Annotated in this window: 19 protein-coding genes and 1 pseudogene; 10 read left to right on the top strand and 10 right to left on the bottom strand. The window is 41.6% G+C overall.

Going from position 1 to position 19,860, the window contains the following annotated elements:
- Position 1: 1 nt before the first annotated feature.
- From ACINWC323_RS10100 to ACINWC323_RS10075, 8 genes are all read right to left on the bottom strand, one after another.
- On the bottom strand, positions 2-283 hold the full coding sequence (locus ACINWC323_RS10100) for a hypothetical protein (RefSeq protein WP_009511677.1): 282 nt from the start codon (positions 281-283) through the stop codon (positions 2-4).
- A gap of 141 nt (positions 284-424) precedes the next feature.
- Entirely contained in the window at positions 425-874 is a 450-nt protein-coding gene (locus ACINWC323_RS10095; RefSeq protein WP_009511687.1) for a hypothetical protein, read from the bottom strand.
- A gap of 80 nt (positions 875-954) precedes the next feature.
- Entirely contained in the window at positions 955-1,239 is a 285-nt protein-coding gene (locus ACINWC323_RS0118975) for a hypothetical protein (protein WP_032881401.1), read from the bottom strand.
- Between the two features lie 108 nt (positions 1,240-1,347).
- Positions 1,348-1,680 (bottom strand): hypothetical protein, encoded by a 333-nt coding sequence (locus ACINWC323_RS10090; RefSeq protein WP_009511753.1) that lies wholly within the window; start codon positions 1,678-1,680, stop codon positions 1,348-1,350.
- Between the two features lie 205 nt (positions 1,681-1,885).
- Positions 1,886-3,748: a non-contractile tail sheath protein gene (locus ACINWC323_RS10085; RefSeq protein WP_009511684.1), complete on the bottom strand. Its 1,863-nt coding sequence runs from the start codon at positions 3,746-3,748 to the stop codon at positions 1,886-1,888.
- Between the two features lie 259 nt (positions 3,749-4,007).
- A complete protein-coding gene (locus ACINWC323_RS19730) occupies positions 4,008-4,337 on the bottom strand; it encodes a four-helix bundle copper-binding protein (RefSeq protein WP_009511711.1) in 330 nt (109 codons plus the stop codon).
- Positions 4,338-4,652: 315 nt separating this feature from the next.
- Positions 4,653-4,958 carry a hypothetical protein gene (locus tag ACINWC323_RS10080; protein WP_009511679.1) on the bottom strand — a complete coding sequence of 102 codons (306 nt, stop codon included), beginning with the start codon at positions 4,956-4,958 and terminating at the stop codon, positions 4,653-4,655.
- Positions 4,959-5,052: 94 nt separating this feature from the next.
- Positions 5,053-5,247: a hypothetical protein gene (locus tag ACINWC323_RS10075; protein ID WP_009511606.1), complete on the bottom strand. Its 195-nt coding sequence runs from the start codon at positions 5,245-5,247 to the stop codon at positions 5,053-5,055.
- A gap of 195 nt (positions 5,248-5,442) precedes the next feature.
- Between ACINWC323_RS10075 and ACINWC323_RS10070 the strand changes: the two genes are divergently transcribed.
- From ACINWC323_RS10070 to putP, 5 genes are all read left to right on the top strand, one after another.
- Complete coding sequence (locus ACINWC323_RS10070; protein WP_005229978.1) at positions 5,443-7,290, top strand: ABC transporter ATP-binding protein; 1,848 nt, start codon at positions 5,443-5,445, stop codon at positions 7,288-7,290.
- Complete coding sequence (locus ACINWC323_RS10065; RefSeq protein ID WP_009511585.1) at positions 7,290-7,730, top strand: MaoC family dehydratase; 441 nt, start codon at positions 7,290-7,292, stop codon at positions 7,728-7,730. The genes ACINWC323_RS10070 and ACINWC323_RS10065 overlap by 1 nt, the downstream gene beginning before the upstream one ends.
- Positions 7,731-7,858: 128 nt before the next feature.
- On the top strand, positions 7,859-8,884 hold the full coding sequence (locus ACINWC323_RS10060; protein ID WP_005229974.1) for an AraC family transcriptional regulator: 1,026 nt from the start codon (positions 7,859-7,861) through the stop codon (positions 8,882-8,884).
- A gap of 87 nt (positions 8,885-8,971) precedes the next feature.
- Complete coding sequence (gcvH, locus tag ACINWC323_RS10055) at positions 8,972-9,346, top strand: glycine cleavage system protein GcvH (protein ID WP_009511647.1); 375 nt, start codon at positions 8,972-8,974, stop codon at positions 9,344-9,346.
- Positions 9,347-10,006: 660 nt separating this feature from the next.
- The gene (putP, locus tag ACINWC323_RS10050; RefSeq protein WP_009511620.1) at positions 10,007-11,503 is read left to right on the top strand and encodes a sodium/proline symporter PutP; all 1,497 of its coding nucleotides are present in this window, start codon (positions 10,007-10,009) and stop codon (positions 11,501-11,503) included.
- A gap of 43 nt (positions 11,504-11,546) precedes the next feature.
- Here the strand turns inward: putP and ACINWC323_RS10045 are convergent, their stop codons facing one another.
- Positions 11,547-12,038 carry an Lrp/AsnC ligand binding domain-containing protein gene (locus ACINWC323_RS10045; protein ID WP_005229968.1) on the bottom strand — a complete coding sequence of 164 codons (492 nt, stop codon included), beginning with the start codon at positions 12,036-12,038 and terminating at the stop codon, positions 11,547-11,549.
- Between the two features lie 120 nt (positions 12,039-12,158).
- Between ACINWC323_RS10045 and putA the strand changes: the two genes are divergently transcribed.
- From putA to ACINWC323_RS10025, 4 genes and pseudogenes are all read left to right on the top strand, one after another.
- Positions 12,159-15,920, top strand: coding sequence for a trifunctional transcriptional regulator/proline dehydrogenase/L-glutamate gamma-semialdehyde dehydrogenase (gene putA / locus ACINWC323_RS10040; RefSeq protein ID WP_009511691.1), 3,762 nt, complete (start codon positions 12,159-12,161; stop codon positions 15,918-15,920).
- A 119-nt stretch (positions 15,921-16,039) separates the two neighbouring features.
- Positions 16,040-16,522 (top strand): annotated as a pseudogene (locus ACINWC323_RS10035) (GrpB family protein).
- An 83-nt stretch (positions 16,523-16,605) separates the two neighbouring features.
- Positions 16,606-17,691: a tRNA (uridine(54)-C5)-methyltransferase TrmA gene (gene trmA, locus ACINWC323_RS10030; protein ID WP_009511644.1), complete on the top strand. Its 1,086-nt coding sequence runs from the start codon at positions 16,606-16,608 to the stop codon at positions 17,689-17,691.
- A 249-nt stretch (positions 17,692-17,940) separates the two neighbouring features.
- The gene (locus tag ACINWC323_RS10025; RefSeq protein ID WP_004653128.1) at positions 17,941-18,168 is read left to right on the top strand and encodes a hypothetical protein; all 228 of its coding nucleotides are present in this window, start codon (positions 17,941-17,943) and stop codon (positions 18,166-18,168) included.
- Between the two features lie 47 nt (positions 18,169-18,215).
- On the opposite strand, the gene ACINWC323_RS10020 is transcribed toward ACINWC323_RS10025, so the two are convergent.
- Positions 18,216-18,953, bottom strand: coding sequence for a phosphodiester glycosidase family protein (locus ACINWC323_RS10020; RefSeq protein WP_009511571.1), 738 nt, complete (start codon positions 18,951-18,953; stop codon positions 18,216-18,218).
- Positions 18,954-19,123: 170 nt separating this feature from the next.
- Here ACINWC323_RS10020 and ACINWC323_RS10015 point away from each other — a divergent pair, with 170 nt between their 5' ends.
- Positions 19,124-19,657, top strand: a complete 534-nt coding sequence (locus tag ACINWC323_RS10015) for a lecithin retinol acyltransferase family protein (protein ID WP_009511649.1) — start codon at positions 19,124-19,126, stop codon at positions 19,655-19,657.
- Positions 19,658-19,860 lie beyond the last annotated feature (203 nt).

Genomic DNA, 19,860 nt, shown 5'->3' on the forward strand with positions numbered 1-19,860 from the left:
TTCAGTCCCACTCAAGCTGAAACTGGATATTGGTATTGGTAAAATTAGGATTCAAAAACACGCGGTAACCTGCGGCTTTTAACTCAGAGACCACAATGTCTGCGTCCTCACTACTGACTTCATGCTTGGAAAATTGTTGTAAGGCATCGCGATCGCCGTCATTGGCTCTTAATTTAATGGTACTTGAAATCTTGGAGAGAATTTTATCTACAGTTAATTTTTTAACATTGACATTTGAAATTGCAGTAGCTCGTGATGCAGGTAACAAAATTTCTTCGTTCACTGTATTCCGCCTGTGATATCAGAATAAGAAAAAAATATAATATGTTCTATTTCCACTTTTTCAAGTGTTAAAATTGAACTAAACGACATATTTTGGCGCATATCAAGAAATTCTGTATGCAGCTTGATTGATGAGTACAGCTTAACGCAAATCATCTAACTGTTTTAAAGCAAGTTTTACCGTGTAATTTACTTGATCAGGATTAGTTTGTTTTCGAGACGTGATTGCTGCTGACACTTTTTTATCAATATTATGCCCAGCCAATTGCTTTGCATCCTGACTATTGAGATAACCTACCGTTAAACCTTGAACTTCCACCCTTATGGCATGCTGATCAGATGGATTGGAAGATTCAGACAGCACTCTCGCCGCGACTTCGATCAATTTGGATGCAGGAGCTGTGTTTTCTACAATTGTTTTTAAATTAGTCTGATAAGAAGATTCTCTCACAATCTCGAACGTATATAAGACATTATCAACAAAAGAGGCATCTTCTGAAGCAGAGGTAGATAAACTTTCATTATTTTGAAATTTTCTGGCAAATAATATGATCAATAAACCAATGACCAGCGTAATTATTATTGTCCCCATAAAAATCTCCCCAATGTTTAGAGGTAGATATAGCATGTGTAAATTATGATAAATTTCTATTGTTTGTATACGGATCGCATTTAGTCTGCAAGATTTGTTATTTTTCTTTGCTCATAATATTGCAAAATACTACTCACCTTAAGCAGCAAATACCCAAACAATAATCCATTCATAATAATGCCGAGCCCAACAGCAATAATTTTTCCAGACCAGACTTGAACAATATCCAGATTCTCATTTCTGACTTCGATTTGCCCAAAGAGTACAATAAAGGCAAGGCCAGCGATACAACCTAATATCATGACAATCCAAGCAATAAAAGTATTGGTTGTGCTTTCCCTCAGTTGGGATTGGGTCTCACTCATATTGTCCCCGGAATAGGCCTAATGATTAACATTATGTGATGAATATATCAAATTATATACAGAGAAAAAGCTCCATATTGGAGCTTTTTTATTGCAGTTCGTTATTGTTTATTTACAGATGATATCCAGCTTTTCAGCATAGTAATCTGTCGAAATCTTCAAATCATTCATCAATTTTTCTTTGGTGTAATCTTTTGGCGCCACCTTTAACAAGGCTGGAATATATTTCGATTCATATAACTTCGGATAGTCCTCACAAAGCACTTGGGTCTGCTGTTGTTTAGGTGTGTCAGGATTATCCAGAATATCCATATACTCGGAAATTTTATTGTCTACGCTCTCGAAGCTTTCCTGTGCCTTTTCACTCTTTACTTCAGGCTGCTTATTACAACCTGTAAAAAGGATTGCAATCAAACCAAAGAATAGAATCTTGTTTTTCATAAGGATCTTTTAAATTCTGGAAAGTAATACAAGTGAGTGTATATCAGTTTTCATTTGAATAAGTGACAATTTCGTTTTCAGTTTCTTGTCTATTTCGTAAAGTTTAGTTTTCGGCTTTTGATGGCTCCATTCTATTTATATTAGTCAGTCATCTATCTCAAAAAAGGCTTTGCAGCTCAAAGCCTTTTTCGTTATAAGATTAATTTTATAAATAAATTTCAGGTGGATACGGCGTATCGTCACTAATTGGGGAATATAAGCTCTGCCCTACAAAGAAACCGTTTGGAGCCTGTGCAATATCAATGGTGACTGAATCGGCCATAACCTGAGGATAGGCCCAGATGAACTGTTTCATCAGTCCCAAGGGTTGATTATTTTGCATATCACCAAAGATACGCTGCCAGATCGGTGTTTGGTAAGGTTTACTCGCATCAAATCCATATAAATGCGCAATAGATGAATCAGGCACAAACCCTGCTAAATACGCGACCTTATCTTCCGGATAGTTCAAATCCTGAGTTGGAATCTCAGTCACAGCCTGATGTGCCAATCCCAAACGCGCTTCTAAAATCCAGTCATAGGCTTCCGTCATCAGATAATCAAAATTCGGATATGCATAATATTCACGTGGATAATTGATATCCGTCACCAGAGTTTCGATTGGGGTGCGAATGGTCGGGAAGAAAATCAGCGGAGATACTTTTGCCTGTGGGTATTTGGTCTTAACCACCGACCGAATATCCTGACAGGTTTGTCCTAACTTGTTTCTTAACCAGCTTTTAAACTGATCATACGGCGTTCCGGTCTTGTTCATCGCTTCATAAATGGTGCCCAGATCTGGCGCATATAAACCAGTATCCGCATTAAAAGCCAGTTTGGTTGGGTAATCATAGACACATGGCAGATCTGTACCCTGGTTATACCACCACCACGGTTCGCCAATCTGCATATTCACTTCACAGCCGCCGGCAACCAGGGTATCGGCAAACTCAATAAAGGCTTTATGTAAATAAGCCTGCGCATTTTGATCACATGGACTAAAGAAGTAACTTGGTGGCTCATAGCCTGTTCGACCCAGATTATTATTCCAATCCCGCTGAGCCCAGTATTCATTGGCACCCAAGGAATACATTTCAAAGCTCACCCCAAAGATAGGCTGCATATCGGCACAATGGAGTGCCTGGGCAAAATGTTCGTGCCATTTTCGGGTACATGGATTAACGACATTGGCATTGCTGACTAACGGATCAGGAATCTGCCATTTATTGATATCAGCATTCCATGCCATTTCAGGATATTTCGACATGCCACAATAGTGATTGATCAGACCGTGATACCCCAAAGCCGCCATATTATCGACCAGTCGCTGAGGGTTGAGATCATAATGATCATCATAACTGGTACATAGACCATACTCATGCGCAGGTACTGAGACCCGATTTAAAGCCAGCTTGGCATTCGGGCCGGTAGTTACGGAGTTGGTTACCCGAATGTACCCCTCTTCTGCCTGTGCTAATGGCAGAGTTGAATGCCCGTTATAACTGAGGGTAAATCCAGAGAAAGAAATACGCTGAATGTTACTGACAGGAAATGGATCTGTTGCAGAGAAGCCCGCCTTGACAGTATCCCAATTAATATGAATATGGGCTGATCGTGAAGCAGGCTGATCGGCATAATTAAACAGCACAATATAAGCGACCTTATCTACTCCATTTTCATGATATTGCACAGTCAATGTCGGGGTTAAAGCGGGGTTATTTAACGTTGGCATACTGGCCGACAATTCAATATCAAAATCCCAGATTGTACCGCTGTAATCATATTTGGTCTCATAGGCAAGAAACTGATGATCTTTTGCATCATAAGAATCCCAGCTAATCCCCACCAGGTCAGTGCTGGTACGAGAACGGAAAAAGGCTTCAAAACCGTTAGCAAAATTGGTAATGGCAAAAGACATGGTTTGCGGGCCATCAACTCGCCAAAACTTTGGGCTAAACCGATCAATGCTCGAAGTTGTAACAGTTAAGCTAGGAGATTTTTTAAAGTTTTTTTCAAAGTTATTCGTCATTTGATAATGCTCTCATTTAATAATTAAGTTTTCATGTTAAGTAATCTTGTTATTTTTGGCTGTTTGCATCGGTAATCTTTGATCAAAAACCCAGCACTTACATGGAGTTTATGTAACTTGAATTTTTGAATTCATAAAAAAAGCTTATCTATTGATAAGCTTTCCAACAACAGCCTTATTTTGATACCTTTCCTTGCAGCCCGATATTGTTATATGCAGCTCAAATAAGCTGCTTATCTCAAGCTAGACAGTGAACAGCTTAAGCCGCCATTCGTCTACATTCTATGGCACATTGATGGCAGGTTTCGGCACACTGTTGACAATGTTCAGAAGCGTGTTTGATACACTCTTCAGTGCACCAGTCACATATTTTTGCACAGATCTGGCACATATCCGCCAGAAAGATTGATTCTCGTTGATGAGCTTTGGCACATAACATACAGATATCCGAACATTCCAGACATCGGGTAATGCACTCCCGCATCATTTCGACTTTTTCTTCTTGTAAACAGGCGGACGCACAAGTGGTACAGGCCAATGAACAAACCAGGCAAGCTTTGGCGCAATCTGAAAACTGGATAGAGTCCATCTTATTCTCCTTAGCTAAATCATCAAAAATGCTTAGTAAATAAGCTAACCAGATAAAGTGCTGCAAAACATAAGGATTCGGTTATAAAAAGTAAGCCATGTTTTTTTAAGTAATCGAATGAAGCAAAGATCTCTCGATCTGACTTTTCAGCGAAAGAAGCAGTCGCAGTATGCGATAGATATCTACGGAAAAAATTAAGAATAGTCCGGGCATTTTTTGTATGGAATTATTTTATTGATGCTGATAAAAAAACGCTCAAAATCAGCAATGAAGATGAGCGCTTTATATTAAGCAGGGTCACTCTATAAAAATTAATCAGTGCCCATAAATATTTTTGTGCAAGATGTCTGAAAGCCAGTGAATAAAGCCTGTTTTATTCTTAAACTGCGGCGTATCGAATAAATTTACATTCAACTCAAAATGATTAAAATTAATAAATTTATAGCTCCCGCCGCCTAAAGAAACCACATCGCTGTGTGGATATTTGAGCGTTTTTAGCGCTTCGCTAAAGAACAAGGCTTTAAGCGCTATCTCACTATTCTTGTGCGCCTGATAACTTTGAGACTGAAGGAATAAATCATATTCTTGATCTAAACGTGTCATGATTTGGGAAATAACCACTTTAGACTCCTTTATTATTGGAACACCTGTTATCGCATACAAAACAGTAAAAGCCCACCTTTTGATGGACTTTTATAGTATTAAATTGGTATGACTAGTGCAGGATTAACTCTTCATCTTTAGCAATCACGACCGAAGTGAGCATTGGAATGCCCAAGATCACCGGGACCATAATGATCCATAAATCGGTTATTAAATGACTTGAAAAGAAGAAATGGATGACCATGGCCACCAACGCCAATACACTCAACAATACACCCATGAATCGAACTGCAAATTTAATCAGCATTTTTTGATCCTATATAATTGTCAGTACACTTCATCAGTATACGCCTAGCATTTCGATCAAGATACCTGCTTTTATACAACCGATATATCACGCAAGTACCTATCCTTGCACCTGAGCTTTTCTCCTCTCTATTGCTGATTTTCTGCTATGCTACAGAACAAGCTGAATTAGTACTTGATATTAGAGGAAACCGAAATGCTGCGATGGTTTGAAAAGCTAGTCGATCCATACCCCACCAAAGACTTAAACAAACCATTACCTACGACCTTTTTTGCTTTCGTTTGGCAATCGACTCAAGGCATTCGCCCTTTTCTATTTTTACTGATTGCATGTACTGCCGCAGCAGCATGTTTTGAAGCTTTATTCTTTTCCTATATTGGTAAATTGGTCGACTGGCTCACTAAAAGTCAACCCAGCACCTTTTTACAAACCAATCAACAGAACTTAACCATTCTGATCAGTATTCTGTTTGCCAATATTTTCTTTGTCAGCCTGCAATCGATTATTAAACACCAAGTATTATTCAGTAATTTTCCAATGCGTATGCGTTGGCGTTTTCATAATTTATTACTGCAACAAAGCCTGGACTTCTTCCATACCGATTTCGCTGGACGTCTTTCTGCCAAAGTCATGCAGACTGCACTGGCGGTACGCGAATTCTGGATGATTCTAGGGGATATGCTGGTTTATGTACTGGTCTATTTTGTGACTATTAGTCTGGTCATGGGTGCAATTTCGCCAGTGTTGATTGTGCCGCTGATTTTATGGTTAGCCTTATTTATTGGCATTGCCAGCTATTTTATTCCACGACTTGGCAAAATCTCCCAGCAACAGGCCGATGCGCGTTCCGTCATGACCGGTCGAGTTACCGACGCCTATACCAATATCCAGACAGTTAAGCTCTTCGCTCATGCGGGTCGTGAAAGCCAATATGCCAAAGAGTCGATGCAGGAATTTATGGTGACCGTGTATAAACAAATGCGTCTGGGGGTGAAATACCAGATCAGTATTCGTGTACTCAGCGCATTCCTGTTTATTAGTGTGATTGGAACCTCGGTCTGGCTTTGGACACAAGGTCAGGCAGCAATCGGGGTCATTGCTGCAACCACGGCGATGGTACTCAAGTTAGACAGTCTGGCCGAATTCATCATGTGGCACATTACCATGCTGTTTGAAAATGTCGGTACCATTCAGGACGGGATGAAAACTCTGGGCAAACCGATCCAGATTCAGGACAAGGAAAATGCCTCTGAGTTACAGGTACAGCACGGCGAGATTCGTTTTGAAGATGTCAGCTTTGCTTATAACCAGAAGAATGTCATTGATCATTTTAACCTGACCATCAAACCGGGTGAGAAAATTGGGATTGTTGGTCGTTCCGGTGCGGGGAAATCGACACTGATTCAACTGTTGCTGCACTTCTATAACATCAACCAGGGTCGTATTTTGATTGACGGTCAAAATATTCATGATGTGACTCAAGATAGTTTACGTGCCAATATTGCCTTGGTAACGCAAGATACCTCGCTGCTACATCGTACCGTCGCCGAAAATATTAAATACGGTCGGCCGAATGCAACTGAAGCTGAAATTCAACAGGCGGTCAGAAAAGCCAAAGCGGAAGAGTTTATTCCGCAGCTAACAGATATGAAAGGTCGTGTTGGTTTTGATGCTTATGTGGGTGAACGTGGCGTGAAACTGTCGGGTGGACAACGTCAACGTATTGCCATTTCACGGGTTTTCCTGAAAGATGCACCGATTTTAATATTGGATGAAGCTACCAGTGCCCTTGATTCCGAAGTCGAAGCCGCAATTCAGAGCAGTTTAAATGACTTGATGGTTGGCAAAACGGTCATTGCAATTGCCCACCGTTTATCTACTATTGCTCAAATGGATCGTCTCATTGTGCTGGATCAGGGCAGAATCGCGGAACAAGGCACACATGAGGAGCTGATTGCTCAGGATGGCTTATATGCTCAACTGTGGAAACGCCAGACAGGCGGTTTTTTGGTTGAACAACGGGTAACGCAGGACACAGAATAATGTTGTATTTAGAAGACCTTAATATTGGCGATCGTTTCATCAGCCGTGAATATGAAATGACACTAGAAGAAGTTAAGCAGTTTGCCAATCAATACGACCCACAACCCTTTCATACCGATGAGCAGGCTGCTGCCCAGCATCCTATTTTTCAGGGATTGGCAGCAAGCGGCTGGCACACCTCAGCCGTGACCATGCGACTTTGGACAGAATGTTTTCCGGTTGCTGGCGGCTTACTGGGAACAGAATCGAGTTTACGCTGGCCAAGACCGACACGTGCAGGAGATAAAATACACGTTGAAGTTGAAATTACCGCAATCGTGCCGTCTAAAACCAAACCCGATCGTGGTATCGTCAGCTACGTAACCCAAGCTTTGAACCAGCATGGTGATGTGCTATTAATATCGACAACTAAAATTTTGGTGTTTAGAAAAGTAGCTTAAGACTTGGACATGCAGTGACTGTTTTGTCCAACAATTTTTATGATTGATTATTTTATTTCATGTAAAGATGTTTAAGACTTTAATGTTTAAAAGATATTGGCAAAATTGATGAGCGCCACGGAAAGCCCATGAAAACAAGCACAACTCGTCAAGATCAAGGAATACCAGGCGTTTATGGTTTATTGCTATTAGACGTTGTTTCTCGCTGGGGATATAGCGATGAAACTTTATTTGCTCCGTTTCATTTAACGAGTGAACAACTGGCTGATCCAAACTATCGAATTCCAACACCGATCGCCAATGAACTGGTGAAACACTCTTTGCGCCTGACGGGTGAAAGTACACTGGGTTTCCATCTCGGTACGCAAATGCGGATTTCCATTCATGGCTTTATCGGTTATGCCATTATGACAGCGCATGATATTACCGATGCCATTGCACTGGCCAGCCGCTTTATTCAATTACGTCTACCCTTTCTACAGCTATATTTTTCGACCTTCGGCCCTAAAGCCACTTTGCAACTGCAGTGTGATATCGAAGTCGAACCTTTGCGCACCGAAATTATTCTAGGTCTGACCATTGGCATCATGACCATGGCCAGAGCGCTAACCGGAATAGAAGATTTAAGTGGTGAAGTGGATCTGGATTTCCCTGAACCAGCAGGCTTTGAAAAATATCGGGACAAACTCAGCAGCAGCATTCGTTTTAATCAACCGCATTTAATCTCAAGCTTTGATAAAAAATATCTGGGTTTGAAAATGGTCAATGCCGATCCGATTGCCAGCCAGATTGCTATTAACCAGTGTGAAACAGAACTGTCAGCACTGGGCGAACGCCGACGACTGGCCATGCGAGTGCGGGATATTCTGACCAATTCAGAACAGCATTATCTCAGTATCGAAAGTGTGGCTGAACGTTTGCATATGTCCGACCGTACCTTGAAGCGTCAGTTGGCAGCAGAAGGTACTTCTTTTTCCACTTTAGTGGATGAAGTACGTTATCGTCATGCCACCTCCCTGCTTTCCCGCACCGATTATAGTCTGGAACAGATTGCAGATGAGCTTGGCTATTCTGACGTGGCAAACTTCAGTCGTGCCTTTAAACGCTGGAGTGGCCGTAGCCCAAGTAACTGGCGCAAAGATCCATACTTATAATAAGTTCAACGGCGAAAGCTTTTGTTTTTATTGAAAAGCATGTATAAACCAAATAAAAATGATACGACAGATTGTTAAGGAGTTGTCATGAATCATCCAGCAGAATTGAAATATGCACGTACGCATGAATGGGTAAGAATCGAGGGTGACCTCGTTGTGACTGGTATTACCGACCATGCACAAGATGAGTTGGGTGATTTGGTCTACGTGGAAACCCCAGCAGTGGGCAGTCATGTCACCGCAACTAAGCAAGCGGGTATTGTCGAATCAGTCAAAACTGCATCTGATATTCATGCACCTGTTTCAGGCACAGTGGTTGAAGTGAATAGCGATCTTGGAGATGATCCTGATTTTGTCAATGATGAACCTTATGGCAAGGGCTGGATTTACAAGATCAAACCGGACAATATCGCCGATGTTGAAAAACTGCTTTCAAATAGTGAATACGAATCAGGTTTATAATCGAATAGATCTGAACAAAAAAGCCCGGCTGATTTGACCGGGCTTTTTTTTAAATGAATGCACGTGGTGGTACCTTGCAGCGCTCATACTTGCGTCTAAAATCTGAATTTGACGACACAAAAACGATCAAGTCACAGCTTAACCCTTCAACCCTCTTTCCGGACAATTGACTGAATCATTTTTTCTTTTCTCGCCAATCCTCCATCTTGAAAATTCGATAAATAAACAATCAAAATTTCTGCTACTTTTTTTATATCGAAAAGCACTCAACATTATATTTTTTTAATGTCGAATTTCTCTGTAGCGTTGCCTTTGTAACATCATGTGTCAATATTTTTGCCTAGTTTTTGACTGCTTCAATTTAATCTACATCTGTACTTTTTATAAATTGTAACTTTTGAAAACATTGTGCGTAAATTTCAATCATCAACCCGATCATTTTTGCTGAAAAAAACCGCGCTTTTTTCAAAAAAAAATTAAGATTCATAGAGTTATTTTAAATTACATAAAATATACAAATAAAATACACAAACATAACAGTATTTTAAAAATCATTTGTGCTTGAATCTGTGACCTTATCAATCCCAAGAATAGTCATTCATTTTTTTAGCTATTCAGTTGTGATTGCAAATTATGGATATGTAAGGACAGGCATCCATTATGAATTTTTCGAATCCCACAGTTGTTGTATTCGTGGTGTATATCCTGGCCATGCTTGGCATCGGTTTATACGCCTATTTTTCTACTAAAAATCTTGATGATTATATTCTTGGAGGCCGAAGTTTAGGCAGTTTTGTAACCGCATTATCTGCGGGTGCATCTGACATGAGCGGCTGGTTACTCATGGGCCTACCTGGCGCTATTTACTTAACGGGTTTATCTGAATCGTGGATTGCGATCGGTTTGATTATCGGTGCATGGCTAAACTGGTATTTGGTGGCTGGACGCTTACGTGTCCATACCGAAGTACAAAACAATGCCCTCACCTTACCTGATTATTTTACTGGTCGTTTTGATGACCAGAAGAAAATCTTACGCGTCACTTCTGCATTGATTATTCTGGTATTTTTCGCAATTTATTGTGCTTCTGGCATGGTCGCTGGTGCACGTTTATTCGAAACATTGTTCCAATTACCGTATAGCACAGCGTTATGGCTTGGTGCATTTGCAACCATCGGTTATGTTTGTATCGGTGGCTTCTTGGCAATCAGCTGGACCGATACCTTCCAGGCTGGCTTGATGATTTTTGCATTATTATTACTCCCAATCATCACTTACATGTCGCTGGGAATCGGCATGGAAGAGTTTACTGCTGTTGTTGAAAGTGTTCGCCCACATGCCTTTGATTTTGCGACAAATTTAAGTGTTGTTGCGATTCTTTCTGCAGCTGCATGGGGCTTGGGCTATTTTGGTCAACCACACATTCTTGTTCGCTTCATGGCTGCTGATTCTGTGAAATCAATTCCAGCGGCTCGCCGTATTGGTATGACCTGGATGGTTTTATGCTTAGCGGGTGCAGTCGGTTCAGGCTTTATCGGTATTGCCTACTTCCAGATGCATCCTGAATTTGCCGCAGCAGTAACAGCTAACCCTGAAACGGTGTTCATGGAATTGACCAAGATCTTATTCAACCCTTGGGTTGTAGGCGTCATTCTTGCTGCAATTTTATCGGCAGTCATGAGTACCTTGAGCTGTCAGTTACTGGTCTGTTCGAGTGCCTTAACTGAAGATTTGTACAAAGGCTTTATCCGTAAAAATGCGTCACAAAAAGAACTTGTTTGGATTGGTCGTGCCATGGTACTTGCAGTTGCAATGCTTGCACTGGTACTTGCTCAGAACCCAGACAGTAAAGTACTTGGTCTTGTTGCTTACGCCTGGGCTGGTTTTGGCGCAGCATTTGGTCCATTGATTATTCTTTCATTGTTCTGGAAACGTATGACCCTGAACGGTGCATTGGCAGGTATGGTTGTGGGTGCTGTAACCGTTATCCTTTGGAAAAACTTCTTCGGTGCTACAGGCATCTACGAAATTATTCCGGGCTTCGTTTTCGCCTTGATCAGTATTGTGGTGGTGAGCTTGCTTGGTAAGGCGCCAAATGCTGCTGTAACCAGCCGCTTCGAACAAGCTGATGAAATTTATGCGCGCGAAATGAAATAATTTTGCTGAAAAATTTAAGGGGCTTTCGAGCCCCTTTTTTTATTTAAAATTTTGTCCGTGATTTAATTTTTATTTTCGAGCTGTCTTTCACCACCTGCATCACCGGATAACTACGGGTTTCCTTCACCCCTGGCAACTGCCATAAAATCTGTCCTGCAATGCGACGGAACTCCTCCATCCCCGCGCTACGCAATTTAATCAGAAAATCAAAACCGCCACTGACCATATGACATTCCACGATTTCAGGATACTGCGTGACTGCGTCAATAAAATCATCCAGTACATGCGGTGTGGTCTTATCCAGCAACACTTCCACAAAGACCAGAAAATTGGCATTGAGCTTATTCGGATTCAGTTTCGCCTCATACCCCAAGATAAACTCATCCTTCGTCAATTTCTGCACGCGCGCCATCACCGCAGTCGGTGACAGGTTCACGAGTTCCGCCAATTTACTATTGGAAATCCTTCCATCTGTTTGAAGAATATCCAGAATTTTCAGATCAGTTCGATCTAATGTATAAATAGGGCCATTCAACTGAATTTTCCTCTAAAAAATAAGCAAATTATAGTGAGTTACTCGGGATTTATTCTGTAATCATAAATTATCTAAACCTCTCTGCTCAATATGTTTTAGAGATTGTTATTGGAATTTAGCATGAATACATTGGATACTCCCGCACAAATGGACACAGCTCACGCAGACGGTTATATCACCGAATTTAAAGAAAAAAGTGAGTTTGAGCAACGCATCAATACGGCATGGCGCCGTGCAGAGCCTGAAGCAGTCGCTGTACTTGCTGAAGCAGCCAACATTTCCCCTGAACTTGACCATAAAATTTATGAGCTCGCATTTAGCTTAGCGCACAATTTGCGTGAGCGTAAAAGTTCAGCGGGTAAAGCTGGTATCGTTCAAGGTTTACTTCAAGAATTTTCACTTTCTTCACAAGAAGGTGTAGCACTGATGTGTTTGGCAGAAGCTTTGCTTCGTATTCCAGATACTGCAACACGTGATTTATTGATCCGTGACAAAATCAACCAAGGTAACTGGAAAGAACACGTTGGTCAAAGTAACCTGATGTTCGTCAATGCCGCTGCCTGGGGTTTGATGTTAACTGGTAAGTTGATGGAAACACCAAAGCAAACCAGTTTATCAAGTGTTTTAACTGGCCTATTGGCACGCAGTGGTCGCGGTATCATCCGTAAAGCCGTTGATGTTGCCATGCGTATGATGGGTGAACAATTCGTTACCGGCGAAACCATCGGCGAAGCGCTTGAACACGCAAAACCATTTGAGCACAAGGGTTTCCGCTACTCATACGACATGTTGGGTGAAGCAGCCCTAACTGAACATGATGCTGAACGCTATTACAACGACTACACCCAAGCTATTCATGCCATTGGTAAAGCATCGAACGGGCGTGGTGTTTATGATGGTCCGGGTATTTCAATCAAGCTTTCTGCATTGCACCCACGTTACCAACGTGCGCAAATTGACCGTGTTCATCATGAACTTTACAACAAAGTTTTTGAACTGGCGTGCTTGGCAAAACAATACGATATCGGTTTAAACATCGATGCTGAAGAATCTGAGCGCTTGGAAATCTCGCTTGAATTGCTTGAACGCCTATGTTTCGAACCGAAACTTGCCAACTGGAAAGGTATTGGTTTCGTGATTCAGGCCTACCAAAAGCGCTGTTTCTATGTGGTTGATTACATCGTTGATCTTGCAAAACGCAGTAACAAACGCCTGATGATCCGTTTGGTGAAAGGTGCGTATTGGGATAGCGAAATCAAGAAAGCGCAAATCGATGGCATGACCGACTACCCTGTGTTTACCCGTAAAGTTCACACTGACTTGTCTTACATTGCGTGTGCGAAAAAATTACTTGCTGCACCAGATCAAGTGTATCCGCAGTTTGCAACACATAATGCGCAATCGCTTGCAACGATTTACAACCTGGCCGATCCAAGCAAATATTATCCAGGTCAATACGAGTTCCAATGCTTGCACGGTATGGGTGAGCCATTGTACGAACAAGTGGTTGGTTCTAAAGAAGACAATAAACTTGGTGTGCCATGTCGTGTTTACGCACCTGTGGGTAACCATGAAACTTTGTTGGCTTACTTGGTCCGTCGTTTACTTGAAAATGGTGCCAACACCTCATTCGTCAACCGTATTGCGGATAAAACTTTAAAAGTTGAAGATTTAATTCAATCTCCAATCAAAGATATTCAAACTTCAGCGAAAGACGAAGGCCAGCTTGGTTTAAAACACCCAGCGATTCCACTTCCGCATGATCTTTATCCATTACGTCCAAACTCAAGTGGCTTTGATCTCAATAACGATCAACCGTTAGCAGACTTGGATGCAACCGCACAAAAGCTACGTAACCAGATTTGGAAAAGTGCCCCGTTACTTGGTTTTGAATCAGCAGTCCATGATGAAAGTAATGCGCTTGCAATTACAAACCCTGCACAAAACAGCGAAGTTGTCGGTTATGTCAATGAAGCAACCAGCGCTGATGTACAACTGGCCTTAGAAGCTGCGGCACAAGCAGAACAAAGCTGGGCAGCCACTGATAAAGTTGAGCGTGCTGCTTGCTTAAAACGTGCTGCTGACTTGATGGAAGCCCGTATTCAAGAGTTGATGGTTTTACTTTGCCGCGAAAGTGGTAAAACCTATGCCAATGCGATTGCAGAAGTTCGTGAAGCGGTCGATTTCCTACGTTACTACGCAACTCAAATTGAAAACCTGCCTGCAAATGCACAGGTGAAGCCATTAGGTACCGTATTGTGTATCAGCCCATGGAACTTCCCTCTTGCAATTTTCTCGGGTCAGATTGCAGCTGCATTGGTAAGCGGTAACTGTGTTATTGCCAAACCGGCAGAACAAACACCACTCATTGCAGCACAAGCAGTGCAAATGCTTTGGGAAGCTGGCGTGCCACACGGCGCTGTACAGCTTGTCCCAGGCCGTGGTGAAACAGTCGGTGCGCAATTGAGCCAGGATGACCGCATCCAAGGCATCATGTTCACAGGTTCGACTGAAGTTGCAAAAATCTTGCAAAAAACGGTGGCAAAACGTTTATCTCCAAATGGTCAACCTATTCCGTTAATCGCGGAAACCGGTGGTCAAAATGCGATGATCGTAGACTCTTCTGCACTGACTGAACAAGTGGTTCTCGATGTTGTCAGTTCTGCATTCGACAGTGCCGGTCAACGTTGTTCTGCACTTCGTATCTTATGTGTACAGGAAGACAGCGCTGCAACCGTCATCAAAATGTTGAAAGGTGCGATGCAACAGTTGATCGTCGGCAACCCTGCGATCTTAAAAACCGACATTGGTCCTGTGATCGATACTGAAGCGAAACAAACCATCGATACGCACATTCAAAAGATGAAATCTAAGGGTTACCCTGTTCATCAATTGATGTTCAACGATGCTGCAAGCCAACAGGCACTTGCACAAGGTACCTTTGTTCCGCCAACAGCAATCGAATTACCAAACCTTGATGATCTTGAGCGCGAAGTATTTGGTCCGGTATTGCATATCATTACGTATAAGTACGGTGAACTTGAGCAGTTGATTGATCGTATCAATGCCAAAGGTTACGGCTTGACCATGGGTCTACATACCCGTATCGATGAAACCATTAATACGGTGATTCAACGTGCTGAAGTGGGTAACTTATACATCAACCGTAACATCGTCGGTGCAGTGGTAGGTGTACAACCGTTTGGTGGTGAAGGCTTGTCTGGTACTGGTCCGAAAGCCGGTGGTCCACTTTATATGTACCGCTTGATGGAACATTGTTCAGAGAAAGTATTGGCGACCCCATTTGCGGTGAAAGCTGAAATCTCTCAGTTTGATGCGGTATCAAATGTTGCTTACCAAAGCTTGCTAGCTTGGGCAAAACAACACATGGCTCAAGCAGTACCGACAATTCCAGCATTTGGCGTAGGTAAATTCTACGAGTTGCAAGGTCCGACTGGCGAAAGTAACCAGTACATTATCCTGCCTCGCCATCGTGTGCTTTCGATTGCCAATGATGATGCTAGCCAGCTTCAACAATTGCTTGCGATTTTCGCTGTTAGCAGTACAGCTGCGGTATTGAAAGACAATGCTTTCTTGGTAAAACACAAAGCGTCTTTACCAAAAGATGTTTTGGATGCAATCACTGTGATTTCAAGCGTTGAAAAAGATGCCTTTGATGCCGTGCTTCATCATGGTTCTGTTGAACAGTTGCAAGATTTGCAAACTAAAGTTGCTGCCCGTTCAAGTGCGATTGTTGGCATTACCCAGCTGCAAGCCAATGAGCAGATTCCTTTAGAACGTCTTGTGATTGAACGTGCCATCAGCGTGAATACAGCTGCAGCTGGCGGTAACGCAAGCTTGATGACTTTATCTGAAGACTAATATTCGCCTTTTCGAGAGATATTAAGTCTCTCACTGACCCGAATCATGTTTACATGGTTCGGGTTTTTTATTATGTTTTAGTTGATCTTTATTGCAATTATAAAAATGAGAACCTGGAGATGCAATTTTTCCCCGCTACTGAATATCAGCCTCACTGTGCCCAGCTTTTTGAAGATTATAAAACAAAGATCAAGCAGCTTATCCCTTTTGCCATTGTTGAACATATTGGCTCATCCGCGATCCCCAATGCAATCTCAAAGGGTGATCTCGATATTTATATTGAAGTCCCCGCTCAACAGTTTTTAGATGCCATTAAAGAATTGCAACAACTTAATTTTAAAGAAAAGCTGGATACATTACGTACCCATGAGCTATGTATGCTGCAATCACAAGCGCATGATGTCGCCTTGCAAATCGTTGTGACGGGCTCGGAATTTCAAAATTTTCTTACTTTTCGGGATCAACTACGACGTCACCCAGAGCTGGTTCAGCAATACAATCAACTCAAATAAAGTTGTTCAGGTACTTCACCAGAGCAGTATCGTCAGATTAAAGCAATATTTATACAGAATTTACTGAATCCCCATCCAGCTTACAAATAAGCAAATTTGATAATTTCCCTGCACCTTGTAACACTTTTTTTGATACCATTCCTGTTTAGATTTCACCTATAGTTTTCTTGTTTATGACCATCTCTTACCAGCAGCAACTTCAAGAGAAAGTTGAACGAATCACCGCACAATTTGCCCCGTTCAATCCACCAGCTTTAGAAGTGTTTCAATCACCCGAACAACATTTCCGTATGCGTGCAGAATTCCGTCTCTGGCATACCGAAGATGATCTGTTCTATGCCATGTTTGAACGTGCTGAAGATAGAAAGCAAAAAGAAGTTGTTCGTGTGGATGAGTTTCCGATTGCAGATCAAAGCATTAATGATTTAATGCCACGTCTGTTAGAAGAATTAAAAGCAGCCCCAATTCTATCGCAACGTATTTTTGAAGCGGATTTCCTTGCAACATTAAGCGGAGAGATGCTGGTTACGCTGATTTATCACCGTAAACTGGATGCAGAATGGGAAACGGCAGCAAAAGCGTTAGCTGAAAAACTGAATATCAAGATCATGGGGCGTAGCCGCGGCCAAAAAGTGATTATTGGCGATGATTATGTGGTTGAGCAGCTCAATGTTCATGGTCGTACTTTTAAATATAAACAAATTGAAAGTAGTTTTACCCAGCCAAATGCACAAGTGTGTCAACATATGCTGGAATGGGCATGTGATGCTGCACAAGGATCTCAACAAGATCTTTTAGAATTGTATTGTGGTAATGGTAACTTTACCCTACCGTTGTCTTTAAAATTTAATCGTGTACTTGCCACTGAGCTGGCTAAATCTTCGGTTTATGCGGCACAATGGAATATTGAGCAAAACCAGATTGAGAATATTCAGGTGGCGCGTTTATCTGCGGAAGAGTTTACCCAAGCCTATCAGGGCGAACGTGAGTTTAGACGCCTGCAAGAAGCTGAAATTGATATTCAAAGCTATGACTTCGATACAGTTTTCGTCGATCCGCCACGTGCAGGCATTGATGATGAGACGCTGAAACTGCTACAGGAATTCAAGCGTATTCTCTATATCTCATGTAATCCGGAGACCCTGCATGACAACCTCAACACACTGACTCAAACCCATCGCATTGTAAAGTTCGCTATGTTCGATCAGTTCCCTTTTACCCATCATGTTGAGTCGGGTGTTTTACTTGAGAAGATTTAAACAAATTATTTCAACGTAACAATAAATTATAAAGGGTTTCAATAACCCTTTATTTTTGCTCAAAGTATCTGGATAAAAAAGTGATATTTTTCAAAGGTCAAGTCATGATACCGTCATAATTTCGTTTGAGATGAGCAGACTCATCGAAAAAATTGAAGTTCAACTGCTGCTTTTATCACTTAAGCTGACTTGTATTTTATTTTAAAGTGGCTATATTTCGAGCTATGTTAGGTTGTTAATGAAGGCTCTATGAGTTTTTGGCAAAAATTGTTCAATGCAGACGAACAATATAACGAACACAAGAACCAGACTTCTTGCGTGGAAAACGATTGTTCTTGCAAAACCAATGAACAGCTACTCGATGCTTTAGTCAAAGCAACAGATGAGGATGTCATTAAAGGCATTAAGAAAGTACTGATTTCTCGGGGTTATAGCCGCAAAGAATTACTTGCGATGATCAAACCACCGATTCAATAAAAATAAGCCCCTCATCTCCTTAAAAACAGGAGATGAGGGTGTCGTCATCAAGATTTACACTTTTCCCGATTCACTTCTGCTACCATCGGTCCCAGATTAAATCGCTTATCATGGCGTTTGTTTTGTATTGAATACATACTTGAAATCGATCCATCCAGATATAACGCATGATCTATTTTCAACTGTTGCTTAAAAAACTGCGCAAACTGGTAAAAACTTACCCGTTGTTGTGAAATCACAAAATACAGCTCATTATTTTTTATGCCCACCCCATTTCTGATTTTAAGTGAAGTTGAGTCCGGTAAAAATTGATCATTGATTTTACCCTGATAGACCAGCATCGGCCCTGACTGGGTCGCAAACTGTGCCTGAAAACCTGAATGTGCATAATCAGCCGTGGTTTTGATGACGGCACGGCGATCATTCCACGCCACAACTCCATTCGGTTGCATAAAAAAATTACCAAAGCCTTTCGCCTGATTTAACTGACGCAGCTCTTTGCCCTGTTCGACATATAATCCGACGGGCTGAAAGTCAGCATGATACATTCCCGCATTCATGGCAAAATTGAGTTGAGCACAAGCCGGCAATGCTTTTTGTAAAGTTGCAAACTTTTGATAGTAGCGATTGCTTTCAGGATTTTTTAAAAATAATTCCAGTTGATCCAGATGGTCGACTTTAATGACATCGTAGCTGTTTTGATTAAATTGAATGGCTTGCTGCTGCATCGCATATGCAGATGGAACAGCTAAAAATGTAAAGGAAAACAGTAACCAGCTTTTCATTATGCGATATATTTAAGATGAGATCTGGCTATTTTCTCACAACAGCAAATCATGCTGAATGGCGGATACAAACTCCACACATAATCATTGGATTGAGTGTATAAATAAGCTCGATTGATTCACATTTTTTCACTAAAATAAGCGTGTAAATACAATAACCTTGTATCAACATGCAGCAAAGACATTCGCGCTTTCCAATTGGCGCCCATCTGATCGTAAAACACTTTGGTTATAGTCACCACGGCATTTATGCAGGACGTGGCCGAGTCATTCATTATTCCGGTTTTGCCCATATCTTTAAAAAGCATCCGATTGAAATGACCTCTATCCAGCGTTTTGCGCGAGGAAAGCCTATTTATATCAGGGACTATCACTCCCCACGCTACAAGGCCAGAATCGTAGTACGGCGTATGCGCTCACGCATGCATGAAAATCACTACCATCTCATCATTAACAACTGCGAACATTTATGTACCTGGGCCATTACCGGTGTTGAATCCAGTACTCAGGTCGAACGCATGCAACGCCGTTTAGCCACGATCGGTTATGTCAGCTCGGTCATGAGTTATATGAATGGCCTGATGCTGACGGTTGCGACAGCCTGCTTCGCGATTGTGCTGTATATTAAAATACTGCTGCGCCATCAAGCCAAAAAATCGGTTCCAGCTTACTTACAGCTCAAAGAAAAGCGCCCGAAAAGATAAGCTTTGCCTGCACTTCAAATAGTGTTTCTCACACAATTATTGCTTTTTAATTTATCTTGCTTTAGTATTTTCAGCGATACACATCGTATCGCATCCATATCGAGGGTTTTATGTTGGAGATAGCAGTAATCTGGTAACTAAATTTCAATAGCACATTGAAATTGGTTATCTGCGCGATTTTTTGGGCGTTAAGCCTAACTTTG

This window comes from Acinetobacter sp. WC-323, assembly GCF_000314615.1.
Lineage (GTDB): Bacteria > Pseudomonadota > Gammaproteobacteria > Pseudomonadales > Moraxellaceae > Acinetobacter > Acinetobacter courvalinii.

Coding starts and splice junctions, on each gene's coding strand:
- ACINWC323_RS10085 (WP_009511684.1), bottom strand. CDS start 3,748: ATGACGAATAACTTTGAAAAAAACTTTAAAAAATCTCCTAGCTTAACT.
- putP (WP_009511620.1), top strand. CDS start 10,007: ATGAATTTTTCGAATCCCACAGTTGTTGTATTCGTGGTGTATATCCTG.
- ACINWC323_RS10095 (WP_009511687.1), bottom strand. CDS start 874: ATGGGGACAATAATAATTACGCTGGTCATTGGTTTATTGATCATATTA.
- trmA (WP_009511644.1), top strand. CDS start 16,606: ATGACCATCTCTTACCAGCAGCAACTTCAAGAGAAAGTTGAACGAATC.
- ACINWC323_RS10060 (WP_005229974.1), top strand. CDS start 7,859: ATGAAAACAAGCACAACTCGTCAAGATCAAGGAATACCAGGCGTTTAT.
- ACINWC323_RS10070 (WP_005229978.1), top strand. CDS start 5,443: ATGCTGCGATGGTTTGAAAAGCTAGTCGATCCATACCCCACCAAAGAC.
- ACINWC323_RS10020 (WP_009511571.1), bottom strand. CDS start 18,953: ATGAAAAGCTGGTTACTGTTTTCCTTTACATTTTTAGCTGTTCCATCT.
- ACINWC323_RS10025 (WP_004653128.1), top strand. CDS start 17,941: ATGAGTTTTTGGCAAAAATTGTTCAATGCAGACGAACAATATAACGAA.
- ACINWC323_RS10015 (WP_009511649.1), top strand. CDS start 19,124: ATGCAGCAAAGACATTCGCGCTTTCCAATTGGCGCCCATCTGATCGTA.
- putA (WP_009511691.1), top strand. CDS start 12,159: ATGAATACATTGGATACTCCCGCACAAATGGACACAGCTCACGCAGAC.
- ACINWC323_RS0118975 (WP_032881401.1), bottom strand. CDS start 1,239: ATGAGTGAGACCCAATCCCAACTGAGGGAAAGCACAACCAATACTTTT.
- ACINWC323_RS19730 (WP_009511711.1), bottom strand. CDS start 4,337: ATGGACTCTATCCAGTTTTCAGATTGCGCCAAAGCTTGCCTGGTTTGT.
- gcvH (WP_009511647.1), top strand. CDS start 8,972: ATGAATCATCCAGCAGAATTGAAATATGCACGTACGCATGAATGGGTA.
- ACINWC323_RS10075 (WP_009511606.1), bottom strand. CDS start 5,247: ATGCTGATTAAATTTGCAGTTCGATTCATGGGTGTATTGTTGAGTGTA.
- ACINWC323_RS10090 (WP_009511753.1), bottom strand. CDS start 1,680: ATGAAAAACAAGATTCTATTCTTTGGTTTGATTGCAATCCTTTTTACA.
- ACINWC323_RS10065 (WP_009511585.1), top strand. CDS start 7,290: ATGTTGTATTTAGAAGACCTTAATATTGGCGATCGTTTCATCAGCCGT.